Here is a 13139-nt window from a genome sequence, read left to right on the forward strand (position 1 = left end):
TATTAGTCATTGAGTAGGGCTCCTTCTTGGTGGTGTCGCAATCCCGAGAATACCCTACTTTTTTGTTACCTGAAAAGGCTCCAAATCTTGGTACACAAACAATTTTACGTCATCGAATAAGGTGGAAACGGTGTTTATTAGAGGTACTTTTACAGCTAGTCGCTCAACAATCGGCTTTTCAGAATCAAATAGTGGTGCATATACCGCTAGTTTGGAAATTAAAGAATGGTGGTGCAGGAATATCCCTCTGCATCACCATTCTTGTATTATTTTGATAGCGAACGATGACCTATTACATCCCGATCACTCAGATTGAACGTCATCCTCTCGAAGAATCGCAAGCGCTGTCAGCATTTTCTCAATATAATCAGGATTATCTCCGGAGCACATGAACCTCACATTCCCGCTTCCCCGTCCACCTGAAATCCCATACCGGTGAAGGAGCGCAGCCAGCCGTTTCACCGTCCCGACGTTACCATCTACGATCTGAATATGCTGCGGCAGGATCTCACGAAGAATATTCGTGTAGAAAGGATAATGTGTACAGCCCAGCACAATAATTCCGTATTGATCCAAGTCATACGGAGCTAGCTTCGAACGGAAGTATTCGCCCACGATAGCCTTGTCGAACTGCAGATTCTCACAATACGTGACAAGCTCCGGCATAGGCAGTGAATCCACGATGCCCCCGCCGTCTACACGAGAGACAAGTGCATAATACTTAGGTTGTCTCAGGGTTAAGGGCGTTGCGAATACAAGCACTCTTTTTCCAGTGGCCAGATTCATTTCTACTGCAGGCTTAACCGCTGGCTCCATCCCGATGATGGGAACTGAGTAAAGGTTTCGCAGCTCTTCCACTGCAATACTGGTCGCCGTATTACATGCCACGACAAGCGCATCGATACCCTCACGCATCATCATGCCTACGGTCTCAAGAATGTATGCTTTCACATCATCCCTCGACTTAGTTCCGTAAGGGACATGGAGCGTATCAGCCATATAGAGATAATCTACGGCAGGGAGCCTGCGGAGCGATTCCGCCAGAACCGTAAGCCCGCCAATCCCCGAGTCAAAAAAACCAATTCTCATGCGCATCCGATTCCTAACTATGAAGTAATAAGATACTCCTAGCATATCGCGACATGAGCCTCTAGGGCAAGAGAAGTTCTCTTCCATCGTCGTTTCCAGTAACTCCTACTGAGGGAAGTTTCGGAAACACTTGATGACTTGCTCGCTGCTAAACGCGTACAATTATTGACTCAAACATCTCTAGAGGAGTATCGTTAGCTTCATGAACATATTTACTATCGCAACAAAACGATTTCCCACAGGGATCACCTTGCTCATCGCGTTAGGATTCGGTTGTCTCTTCACATTCATTCATATGCCGATCCCCTGGCTGCTCGGACCCATGCTCGGAGTCTGTCTCTTCTCCAGAGTGATGAAGTCCTACGTACTTTATTGGCCAAGGTATTTCCAGAATGCCGGACTAATTATCGCGGGTTACGCGATCGGCCTTACATTCACTCAAGAAACACTGACAGAAATTGTGCATCAGTTGCCTTCGATGGTGCTAATGACTTTACTGTTGCTTCTGCTTTGTTTGTTAATCTCTTACGGCGTGTCGAAGCTAGCAGGTACTCCTTATCCAACGGCTCTGACAGGCAGCATTCCCGGCGGGCTTACGCAGATGGTCGTGCTGGCGGAGGAGACTAAGGGAATCGATATCACAATCGTCACCTTCCTCCAGGTTTCAAGGCTCATGATGATCGTTATTTTCGTTCCGCTCCTTATCTTCAGCCCATTGTTCGGAGGTGTTCACTCCGAGGAACTGTCAGCATTGATTCCAAGCGTATCCTCAAGCTGGGGCGAATTGTTTCCCTCAATCATTCCTTATGCGATTATGTGTACGGGTTGCGCTCTGCTTGGCAAGAAGTTTCATTTCCCAACGACTTTCTTATTAGCGCCGCTCATTGCCGCAGCGTTGCTCCATCTCTCTGGCTTACATGGGCCTGTATTGCCTTCATCCTTAATGAACGCAGCGCAATTGATGATCGGCTGTTATGTGGGGCTGCTGCTGAAGCTTGAGAACTTACCGAACAAGAGCCGTCTTGTCACACTTGCTATCGTCAGCGGAGCTATACTCGTTATTAGCTCCTGCGGATTGAGTTACTTGCTAGCCCAGTTACATCCTGTTTCTCCCGCTACTTCGTTGCTTAGTCTAGCACCCGGCGGAATGGATCAGATGGGTATTATCGCCCACGAAATCAACGCAAACGTCTCCATTGTTACGGGTTATCAGCTTTTCCGCACTTTTTTTATCTTTTTCGCCGTTCCTCCCTTGCTCAGATTGATTTTCGCAAGGATCAGCAAGTAAACTAGCACTAGTAAAAAAAAGTAGAGAGTTGGGTTTATGTTGGATCATATTGTACTCTGGTTAAAGTATTTGTTGCTAGGAATCGTCCAAGGCGCTACGGAGCCGATCCCTGTATCCTCTAGCGGCCATCTCGTTATTTTCCAGCATTTTCTCGGCGTAGACCGAACCGGACTTTCATTCGAGATCCTCACGAATACTGCATCCTTGATTGCCATCTGCTTCATTTACCGCAAGGATCTAGCACGACTGCTCGTGAACGGAATACAGTACCTTCGAACACGAGAGACACAATACAAGGCAGATTTTATGTTCATCATGTATATCATCGCGGGTACGATTCCCGCAGTTATTATCGGATTATTATTCAAAGACAAGATTGATGCTTATTTCACTTCAATACATACCGTCTCTATTGGACTGCTAGTCACAGGTGTTGCGCTCTGGTTGATTCGCAATCTAAATGGACGCAAACGAGATGGAGATTTGTCCTACAAAGACGCTCTTGTCGTGGGACTTGCTCAGGCTGTGGCCCTCATCCCAGGAATTAGCCGCTCCGGCTCCACCGTTATCACCTCGATCGCGGTTGGAATGAAGCAGGATACCGCCTTGCGGTTTTCCTTCATGCTCTATATTCCCGTTAGCTTAGGAGGGCTTGTGCTAGGGGTATCGGATATGGCGAACGATCCTGACCGTTCCACCTTATTCATCCCTTATGTAATCGCCTTTTTGACGACATTATTCGTTACTTATTTTGCTATGAGATGGTTTATGAACATTATGGCGAAGGGGAATCTGATTTATTTCTCCTATTACTGCTTTATTGTCGGAATCTTGCTTCTTATATTCATGCGCTAACAAAAAATATAGAAAACGGGGGAACGGAGTAAATGAAGCTAATTTCCTGGAATGTTAATGGGTTAAGAGCATGCGTAAATAAAGGCTTTAAAGATTACTTCGCGGAAACGGGAGCGGATATATTCTGCATTCAGGAAACGAAGCTGCAGGAAGGACAAATCAGTCTGGATCATGGTGAGGAGTATAGCCAATATTGGAATTACGCGGTTAAAAAAGGATATTCCGGAACGGCTGTGTTTACGAGGATAAAGCCGCTGTCGGTACGCTACGGTATGGAAGAGGATGAAGAACCCGAGGGAAGAATCCTGACCTTGGAGTTTAATACCTTCTATCTCGTGACGGTCTACACCCCGAACGCCAAGCGCGATCTATCAAGGCTGGAGTATAGATTGGTATGGGAGGATCGGTTTCGAGCTTATCTTGGGCAGCTGGATGCCCATAAGCCTGTTATTGTTTGCGGGGATTTGAATGTCGCCCATCAGGAGATTGACCTGAAAAATGCCAAAGGCAATCGAGGTAACTCCGGCTTTACCCTAGAGGAACGGGATAAAATGACCTCTTTGCTAGACGCCGGCTTTATCGATACCTTTAGATATTTCTACCCGGAGAAGGAGGATTCCTTTACTTGGTGGTCCAATATGCCAGGAGTGAGAGATCGGAACGTGGGCTGGAGAATCGATTACTTCCTTACTTCCTCCCGATTGGCTCCTTTATTGGTTGACGCGTCTATTGATTGCGATGTACTTGGCAGCGATCATTGCCCAGTCGTTCTAACTGTCGCTGATGAGATGATTACTCCGACTCTTCCTTAACCTCGACCTCGTAAGGCTCCCGGTCTTCTTCATAATACATGTTTTCACCTCCCTAATGCGATTATGTCTCTCGATTATTCGGGTTAGATTAATAGAATGTTAGGCGAAGGTAAATGTACTAAAAACCATCCAAAGTTTGAATCCGAGGGTGGTTTTTTAGTTTACAAAAACAACCACCTCCATTCACACAGACTTTATATTCATAGCTGATACTGAGGGTATTCTATTAATGGAGGAATGCAGATTCATGAAAAAACAACTCGTTGCGGCTTTATCCCTCGCTCTAGTTGCTTCAACCCTATTCTCTGCGGGAAGCTTTGCAGCATCCAAGACCAAACAGATCGATTCATTCCGGCCACTCACCACTTTCGCCGTTCCTGGCGGCGGTATCGCGGAAATCATCTCCGCAACGCCTGATGGCAACCGGTTATTCTATACAAGCGCAGGGCTCGGCAGTGTCGGAGTCGTGGACTTGACTATACCTGCGAAGCCTAAGCAGCTTAGCGCGATCGAGGTAGGCGGAGAGCCTACAAGCGTCACGGTAACCCCAGACGGAAAGACGGCTCTGGTTGTCGTTATCGCATCCAAACGCGAAATCGGCGAAGTCCCTGAGATCAAGCCAGGCAAGCTGGTTGCGATCGATACGCAAACATTGAAAATCAAAGGCGAACGAGCCATTGGCAATCATCCCGATTCTATAGCACTTACTACTCTTAACGGCCAATATGTCGCAGTTATCGCCATAGAGAACGAGCCTTTGTACTTGGACGATAAAGGCGTAAGAACGGACGAGGAAGAGCCAGGTTTGGAAGGCGACATCAGCGGTCCTGGCCTTGTACAGATCGTGAATATCAATAACGCTGATATCAGCAAATCTACACTAAGAAGCATCGAGTTCACTCCCGAGCAACTGAAAGCCAAGGGTCTTCTGTATCCGGAGGATCCGCAGCCTGAGTTCGTTGATATTCGTAAAGGTAAAGCCGCAGTAACGCTGCAAGAGAACAATGGAGTTGCGATCATTGACCTGCAAACCTCCAAGCTGACCAGCCTGTTCTCTTCCGGAAAGCCTATTAAACAGAAGGCCGACCTGACGGAAGACGGCAAAATCGCCTTCACTGGCTCCTATCCTGAGGATGTCAGCAAGGAAGAGCATGCGGGCTCCAGAATGTCCGATGCCATCGCCTGGAATGCAGCCGGCACAACCCTCTACACAGCAGATGAAGGCGAGCTTGATTATACAGGCGGCCGCGGCTGGAGCGTATGGAGTGCGGCGGGCAAGCTGCTGTGGAGCGACAAAGGAACGCTTGAGCAGAAAGCTTCTGAATACGGCTATTATGCCGATTCGCGCTCTGAAGCCAAAGGCATTGAAGTGGAAGGCATAGAGACGGCTGTTTTCGGCAAAAAAGAGTTCGCATTCGTAGGCTCGGAGCGCGGCTCGTTCGTAGCTCTGTACGATATCTCGAAACCGACAGCACCTGCATTGGTTCAGCTGCTGCCTACCGGAATGAGACCTGAAGGATTGCTGGCTCTACCGCAGAAGAATTTGTTCCTGACCTCGGATGAAACTACCGGCACGATTACGATTTTCGAAGGAGTTTCCGGTGTATACAAAGCTCCAGCGAATAAACCGACGATCGTATCTAAAGCGGGCGTATCCTGGGCAGCGATTTCCGGCTTAGCTGCGGACGCCAAGAACAGCAATATTCTGTACGCTGTGCCAGACGTCGCTATGGAGCCATATATTTATAAGCTTGACCTGAAGCAAGGTGAAGCGAAGCTTTCCCATCATGTTGCTGTAAAAGAAAACGGAAAGCTGGCTAATATCGATATGGAAGGCATCGTTGTTGATACCTCTATCGTGAAAGGCAAGCAAGCAGGCTTCTGGTTAGCGAGTGAAGGGAATGCCAAGTTCAAGGATGAAAAGTATATGGCTAACTTACTCGTTCAAGTTGACAGCAAAGGCACTATTCTGCGTAAGGTTACATTACCTGCAGAGATTGATTCAGCAGACGGCGGAGTCATTCGCAATAATGGCTTCGAGGGGGTAACCCTCTCCTCCGACGGTCGTTATTTGATAGCTCCGATTCAACGCGAATATGCGAAGGATGCCAAGGTAAACGGAGTGAGCTATGCTCGTATCGCTCGTTATGACTTGAAAAACAGCGCATGGGACTTCTTCCTCTACCCGCTTGAGAAAACAGATACCAAGGGCGATTGGATTGGCTTGTCTGAAATCGTGAACCTAGGCAAAGATAAATACGCGGTTATTGAACGGGATAAATTGATCGGTGGAGCAGCTGCGCTCAAGGCGGTTTACACGTTTACCCTGAAGGATCTCAAGCCTTTCAATGAACTTACGGAAGAAACCTCTTCGGTTACGGGTTCGGTTGTTAAGAAATCCAAGGTTCTGGAGCTCAAAGCAACCATCTCTCCTTTCGAGAAGCTTGAAGGTCTTACAGTCACGCCTAACGGCAAGGTTTGGGCTGCAGTCGATAATGACGGAGGAGAACACTTATCGGGCCTTTACAATGTGGCAAACCTAAAGGATATCATTAAATAAGAGGCTGCCGCGAATATAGAGAGAAGGCCGGGATTCCCTGAGGGGAATCTCGGCCTTCTTTATGGACATGAATGGAAAAGTCACCCTCAGAGAATTCTATGGATAACTTTAAATATACAATAATTCCTATCATTTTTATCGGAATATTCTTGACGAAGAACGATTAACGGTGTACTATTCAATTTACTGACCAAAGTCAGACCATAAAGAGGATGGATGAGAGGGGTAATTTGCATGAAAAGAACTAGTTTACTAACCTTACTACTCGCGCTGACCGTGGTTTTCCTGGCAGCTTGCGGTAATAATTCGAATTCCGCGGCACCTGCCGAGACCACAGCAACGCCAACTGATCCGGCAAGCCCTGCAACTGAAAGCTCGCTTGCTGCGATTAAAGCCAGCGGTAAAATCAGAATCGGTACAGAAGGAACATATGCACCCTTTACTTTCCATGACAAAGACGGTAAGCTAATCGGCTTTGATGTGGAAATCGCACAAGAAGTCTCCAAGCGTCTAGGGGTCGAGCCTGAATTTATCGAGACGCCATGGGATGGAATAATTGCTGGGCTTGATGCTAAGAGATTCGACGTCATTTTCAACCAAGTTTCGATTACGGATGAGCGTAAACTAAAATACGATTTCTCAGATTCGTACATTGTTTCCAAAGCGGTACTGCTGGTCCATGAGGATAACAATGAGATCACTAAGCTTGCTGATCTTAAAGGCAAGAAGTCCGCTCAGTCGTTAACGAGTAATCTGACGGCTATTGCCAAAGAGAATGGAGCTGAAATCGTAGGCACGGATGGCTTTAATCAAGCGATCGACCTGTTGATTTCGAAGCGTGTCGATGCTACGATTAATGACGGCTTGTCTTACCTGGATCTTAAGAAGCAGAAGCCGGATGTGAAGATTAAAATGGTCGACGAGACAACTGAAGCTTCGCACAGTGCAGCGCTTTTCCTGAAGGGCAATGAAGACTTAGTCAAAGCCGTGAACGAAGCTCTCGCTGCAATGAAGAGCGATGGAACTTACCTGGCTATTTCCGAGAAATATTTCGGAGCAGACGTTTCCAAATAAATAAGGCTGCACAAAGGATGTCTGAACGATGGACGATCGTCAAATACAAATTGTACTCGAATCCTTCTGGCCCCTGCTTAAAGCAGGGGTTATTTATACCATACCGCTTACCTTGATTACCTTTACTTTAGGCTTGATTATTTCTATCATTACGGCACTTATCCGATTGTCCTCCTGGACGGTACTCAAATATATAGCAAGCATCTACGTATGGATTATCCGTGGGACACCATTATTGGTACAGCTTTTTATTATTTTTTACGGACTCCCAAGTGTCGGTATTACGCTCAGTCCTTATTTGTCGGCCATTATCGGACTTTCATTAAGTGTGGGCGCCTATGGCTCAGAAATCGTACGTGCGGCGATATTATCGATACAGAAGGGTCAATGGGAGGCTGCCTACTCGCTCGGGATGACCCGTTTGCAGGCACTGAGACGTATTATTCTTCCCCAAGCCGCGAGAGTATCCGTTCCACCGTTCGGCAATTCCTTCATTAGTCTCGTTAAGGATACTTCTCTTGTATCTATCATAACCTTCGTTGAGATGTTCAGAACTTCACAACAGATTGTCGCTTTTACCTACGAGCCGTTGATTGTGTATAGCGAAGTTGCTGTCATTTATTTAGTATTCAGCTCCATTCTGTCCGTATTGCAAAATTACGTAGAGAAACGCCTAGAACGTTTCTCTGCCAGCTAAGGAGGCCGTGTAGATGATCGAAATTCGTGGCTTGCATAAATCTTACGGTTCTCTGAAAGTGCTGAAGGGTGTCGATCTCGACCTCCCGAAGGGTAAGGTTCTCGTTATCATCGGCCCATCCGGATCAGGTAAAACGACACTTCTGCGTTGCTTCAACCTGCTGGAAATGCCCGATAAGGGGTCGCTCAAGCTGGGCGGGAATACCTTTGAGTTCCATGAACGCGCGAAGATTCCGCAGAAGGATATTCTAGCCCTGCGCAAAAATACGGGAATGGTGTTCCAATCGTTTAATCTGTTCCCCCATATGACTGCGCTTGAGAATGTAATGGAAGCGCAAATAACCGTACAGAGGAAGAGCAAGGAAGAAGCTCGAAAACGTGCTGACACCCTGCTGGCTAAGGTAGGCCTAGCTGAGAAAGCCAGCTCCTATCCGCACAAGCTGTCTGGAGGCCAACAGCAAAGGGTTGCCATTGCGAGGGCAATGGCTATCGATCCGGAAGTACTGCTGTTCGACGAGCCAACCTCTGCACTTGATCCCGAATTGGTTGGGGAAGTTCTCAAGGTTATGAAGCAGCTGGCTTCCGAAGGAATGACCATGGCGATCGTAACGCACGAGATGAAATTCGCTGCGGATGTTGCAGACCATGTTATTCTCATGGATGAGGGATATATTATTGAGCAAGGGCCCCCGAAAGAGGTATTGAATAATCCCCAGACTACACGGGCAAACCAATTTCTCAATCACTTGCGCGGGCAAACGGATGAGTAATGACAAGTAAAACAAAATGCACCCCCTAGAAGCCATCGGAATACCCAAGGCTTTTCCAATGTCCATTCTAAGGGATGCATTTCAAATTTTACAGCTTCTTAAGCTGATTTGTTCTTGTTATAGATATCGAATCCGACCGCAAGCAGCAGGACTAAACCTTTAATGGCTTGCTGCCAGTCGATTCCGAGGCCGATAAGCGACATCCCGTTGTTCATGACGGCCATAACCAAACCTCCGATGATGGCCCCCATAACGGTACCGATCCCGCCGGATGCGGACGCGCCTCCGATGAAGACAGCCGCAATGGCGTCAAGCTCGAAGTTCAGACCCGCTTTCGGCGTTGCCGCGTTTAAGCGCGCAGCATAGACCAATCCCGACAAAGCGGCCAAGGCGCCCATATTCACGAATACCCAGAAGGTTATCCGTTTTGTTTTGACACCTGACAGAATTGCCGCTTTTTCGTTGCCGCCAAGCGCATACGTATGACGGCCCATGACGGTTTTCTTCATCACGAAGCTATATACGACAACGAGTACGAACAAGATGATCAGAATATTCGGAATTCCTTTGTACATCGCGAGCACATAAGTGAACAAGTTAATAACCGCGACTATCGCAACCAACTTAGCGATAAACCAAGGGAATGGCAGAACCTCGAACTCATATTTCCGCTGCGTGCTGCGATTTCTGAATTCCTGAATGACAGTAACGATTGACAGGAACACGCCGATGATGATCGTCAGTATGTGGATCGAAGAGCTTCCATCGACGTCGGGCAAAAATCCGGAGCTCATCTTTTGGAACACTTTCGGAAACGGAGAAATCGACTTCCCTTCCAGTATGACCATCGTCAAACCACGGAACAACAGCATTCCCGCCAAAGTAACGATGAAGGACGGAATCTTCATGTAGGCGATCCAGAAGCCCTGCCATGCTCCCACCAACGCTCCGATAAGGAGCGACAATAGGATGGCAATTGAATAAGGCATATCGTAGTCCACCATCATAATGGCGGATACGGCACCCACGAACGCGGCGATTGATCCGACCGAAAGGTCGATATGCCCTGTAATGATAACCAGTACCATTCCAATTGCTAGTATAAGGATAAAGCCATACTGCTGAAGGATATTCGTTACGTTCAAAGGCATAAGTAAAATCCCGTCTGATAGAACTTGAAACAGCACCGTAATGAGCACAAGCGCCAAAATCATGCCGTACTGCCTGACGTTATTTTTTAACATATTTTTTATGATATCCATCGGTTATTCCCCCTTGCTCTTCGTCATATATCTCATGAGAGTTTCTTGTGTGGCATTTTCTCGCAATACTTCCCCGGTCATTCGGCCTTCGCTCATGATATAGACGCGGTCGCACATTCCGAGAATTTCCGGCAGCTCCGAGGAGATGATCAGAATGCCTTTGCCCTCAGAAGCCAATTGATTGATAATCGTATAAATCTCGTACTTAGCTCCGACATCAATTCCTCTTGTGGGTTCATCCAGCATAAGAATATCCGGTTCAGAGAAAATCCACTTGCTGAGTACGACCTTCTGCTGGTTTCCGCCGCTTAAGTTACCCGTTTTCTGCGATACGCTTGGTGTTTTGATGTTCATTTTCTTACGGAATGTTTCGGCGACGACCACTTCTTCGTTCTCGTTAACGACGGATCTGCGCGAAATTTTCTTTAGGCTCGCTAATGAAATATTGCGTTTAATATCATCCATCAGGATTAGGCCGTAATGCTTGCGGTCTTCCGTAACATAAGCCACACCGTTATCGATCGCATCGCTAATATCCTTGAAATGGACTTCTTTGCCGTCTTTCTTGATTTGCCCGCTAATATTGCGGCCGTAGGAGCGACCGAATATACTCATGGCCAATTCCGTGCGTCCGGAACCCATTAGTCCGGCAATCCCTACGATTTCACCCTTGCGAATATGAAAATGAACGTTGTCGATGACTTTGCGGTCAAGATGCTGGGGATGATAGACATTCCAGTTGTTAACCTCAAGGATCGTTTCGCCAATCTCGGGTGTCCGCTCGGGATAACGATTCGTCAGATCCCGGCCGACCATCCCTTTGATAATCCGATCCTCGGTCACTTCATCTCCCTGCATGTCCAACGTTTCAATCGTTTTCCCGTCTCGTAAAATCGTAATCGAATCAGCCACTTTGGCGATTTCATTCAGCTTATGTGAGATAATAATGGACGAAATCCCTTGCTTCTTCAGCTGAAGAATCAATTTCAGCAAATTCTCGCTGTCCTCTTCATTCAATGCAGCCGTAGGCTCATCCAGGATGAGCAGCTTTACTTTTTTGGATAATGCTTTAGCGATTTCCACAAGCTGTTGCTTGCCGACTCCCAGGTTGGTTATCAGCGTATTCGGATTTTCGCTGAGACCGACCGTATGGAGCAGTTCTCTGGTCCGAATGATCGTATCGTTCCAATTGATAATGCCTCTGTTTGATTGTTCATTTCCTAGAAAAATGTTTTCCGCAATCGAAAGATAAGGAATAAGCGCAAGCTCCTGGTGAATAATAACGATACCCAAATTCTCGCTTTGCTTGATATCTTTGAATTCACAAACCTGATCTTTATATAAAATATCCCCTTCATAAGTTCCGTGGGGGTACACTCCGCTCAGCACTTTCATCAAGGTTGATTTGCCGGCTCCATTCTCGCCGCACAGGGCGTGAACTTCGCCTTCCTTGACTTTAAGATTGACATTCGCTAGCGCTTTGACGCCGGGGAATGTCTTGGTTATATTGCGCATCTCCAAGATATAGTCTGCCATTTCCTCACCCGGCCCTCTGTTTGAAAGTAGAAACGATTTAGTGACAGCCGGATGCCGGCCATCACTAAATCGTTCGGATTATTTCCTTGGTTCAGCTCTTATTTCAGTTCGTCCTCAGTGAAATAACCACTGTCGACCACAACTTCTTTGTAGTTGGCTTTATCAACGGAAACCGGTACGAGCAAGTAGGAAGGAACAACCTTAACTCCGTTGTCGTAAGTTTTCTCATCGTTGATTTCCGGGGTTTTACCGGAAAGTACGGCATCGGCCATATTTACCGCGACTTTTGCAAGCTCACGAGTATCTTTGAATACGGTAGAAGTTTGTTCGCCAGCAATGATCGATTTAACCGATGCGAGCTCCGCATCTTGGCCGGAAGTAACCGGCAGCGGTTTGTCGGCGGAGCCATATCCCACGCCTTTAAGGGAGGACAGGATTCCGATCGTGATGCCGTCATAAGGCGACAAGACTGCGTCGACATTAGCGGTAGTGTAGTTAGCTGATAGCAAGTTGTCCATACGGGATTGAGCTACGCCGCCGTCCCAACGAAGGGTTGCGACTTGGTCGAATTTCGTTTGGCCGCTCTTGACGACCAGCTTGCCGCTGTCGATATAAGGCTTCAATACGCTCATCGCGCCGTCGAAGAAGAAGTAAGCATTGTTGTCGTCGGGAGAACCGGCGAACAATTCGATGTTAAAAGGACCTTTGCCGTCTTTCAGGCCCAGCTTCTCTTCAATATAGGAAGCTTGCAGTACGCCGACTTTGAAATTGTCGAATGTCGCGTAGTAGCTGACGTGCTCGGATTTTTTGATCAAACGGTCGTATGCGATAACAGGAATGTTGGCATCTGCCGCTTTTTGCAGCACGTCTGTCAAGGCTTCTCCGTCAATGGATGCGACCACGAGCAATTTCACGCCTTTGGTAATCATGTTCTCGATTTGGGAAACTTGGTTTTCAATGACGTCTTCTCCGTATTGGAGGTCCGTACCGTAGCCAAGCGCTTTGAATTCTTTCACCATGTTGGCGCCGTCGTTTACCCAACGCTCGGAAGATTTCGTCGGCATAGCGATACCGATTGTTCCTTTATCCCCACCAGCTGCATTGCCGCCTTCTGACGCGTTACCATTCTCTTTGCCACCGCATGCTGCCAATACCAGAACAAACGCCAGCATTAATGCGATTATTGAATATTTTTTC

Annotated in this window: 11 protein-coding genes; 7 read left to right on the top strand and 4 right to left on the bottom strand. The window is 47.3% G+C overall.

Annotation, left to right across the window (positions count from 1 at the left end; translation table 11 throughout):
* Window positions 1-303 precede the first annotated feature (303 nt).
* On the bottom strand, window positions 304-1089 hold the full coding sequence (gene murI, locus ACESLK_RS17555) for a glutamate racemase (RefSeq protein ID WP_373230998.1): 786 nt from the start codon (window positions 1087-1089) through the stop codon (window positions 304-306).
* 202 nt (window positions 1090-1291) lie between these two features.
* On the opposite strand from murI, the gene ACESLK_RS17560 reads away from it, so the two are divergent.
* The 7 genes from ACESLK_RS17560 to ACESLK_RS17590 all read left to right on the top strand — a co-directional run bounded on the left by ACESLK_RS17560 (window position 1292) and on the right by ACESLK_RS17590 (window position 9144).
* Window positions 1292-2377 carry an AbrB family transcriptional regulator gene (locus ACESLK_RS17560; protein WP_373230999.1) on the top strand — a complete coding sequence of 362 codons (1086 nt, stop codon included), beginning with the start codon at window positions 1292-1294 and terminating at the stop codon, window positions 2375-2377.
* 39 nt (window positions 2378-2416) lie between these two features.
* Window positions 2417-3232: an undecaprenyl-diphosphate phosphatase gene (locus ACESLK_RS17565; RefSeq protein ID WP_373231065.1), complete on the top strand. Its 816-nt coding sequence runs from the start codon at window positions 2417-2419 to the stop codon at window positions 3230-3232.
* Between the two features lie 32 nt (window positions 3233-3264).
* Complete coding sequence (locus tag ACESLK_RS17570) at window positions 3265-4044, top strand: exodeoxyribonuclease III (RefSeq protein ID WP_373231000.1); 780 nt, start codon at window positions 3265-3267, stop codon at window positions 4042-4044.
* A 247-nt stretch (window positions 4045-4291) separates the two neighbouring features.
* A complete protein-coding gene (locus ACESLK_RS17575) occupies window positions 4292-6604 on the top strand; it encodes an esterase-like activity of phytase family protein (RefSeq protein ID WP_373231001.1) in 2313 nt (770 codons plus the stop codon).
* Window positions 6605-6838: 234 nt separating this feature from the next.
* Window positions 6839-7678 (top strand): amino acid ABC transporter substrate-binding protein, encoded by an 840-nt coding sequence (locus ACESLK_RS17580; protein WP_373231002.1) that lies wholly within the window; start codon window positions 6839-6841, stop codon window positions 7676-7678.
* 28 nt (window positions 7679-7706) lie between these two features.
* Window positions 7707-8375, top strand: coding sequence for an amino acid ABC transporter permease (locus tag ACESLK_RS17585; RefSeq protein WP_373231003.1), 669 nt, complete (start codon window positions 7707-7709; stop codon window positions 8373-8375).
* 13 nt (window positions 8376-8388) lie between these two features.
* Complete coding sequence (locus tag ACESLK_RS17590; protein WP_373231004.1) at window positions 8389-9144, top strand: amino acid ABC transporter ATP-binding protein; 756 nt, start codon at window positions 8389-8391, stop codon at window positions 9142-9144.
* A 98-nt stretch (window positions 9145-9242) separates the two neighbouring features.
* Here ACESLK_RS17590 and mmsB read toward each other — a convergent pair whose 3' ends face one another.
* The 3 genes from mmsB to chvE all read right to left on the bottom strand — a co-directional run bounded on the left by mmsB (window position 9243) and on the right by chvE (window position 13114).
* Window positions 9243-10406 carry a multiple monosaccharide ABC transporter permease gene (gene mmsB, locus ACESLK_RS17595; protein ID WP_373231005.1) on the bottom strand — a complete coding sequence of 388 codons (1164 nt, stop codon included), beginning with the start codon at window positions 10404-10406 and terminating at the stop codon, window positions 9243-9245.
* 3 nt (window positions 10407-10409) lie between these two features.
* Window positions 10410-11942 (bottom strand): multiple monosaccharide ABC transporter ATP-binding protein, encoded by a 1533-nt coding sequence (gene mmsA, locus ACESLK_RS17600; RefSeq protein ID WP_373231006.1) that lies wholly within the window; start codon window positions 11940-11942, stop codon window positions 10410-10412.
* Between the two features lie 98 nt (window positions 11943-12040).
* The gene (gene chvE, locus ACESLK_RS17605; RefSeq protein ID WP_373231066.1) at window positions 12041-13114 is read right to left on the bottom strand and encodes a multiple monosaccharide ABC transporter substrate-binding protein; all 1074 of its coding nucleotides are present in this window, start codon (window positions 13112-13114) and stop codon (window positions 12041-12043) included.
* Window positions 13115-13139 lie beyond the last annotated feature (25 nt).

This window comes from Cohnella sp. (assembly GCF_041640265.1).
Classification (GTDB): domain Bacteria; phylum Bacillota; class Bacilli; order Paenibacillales; family Paenibacillaceae; genus Cohnella.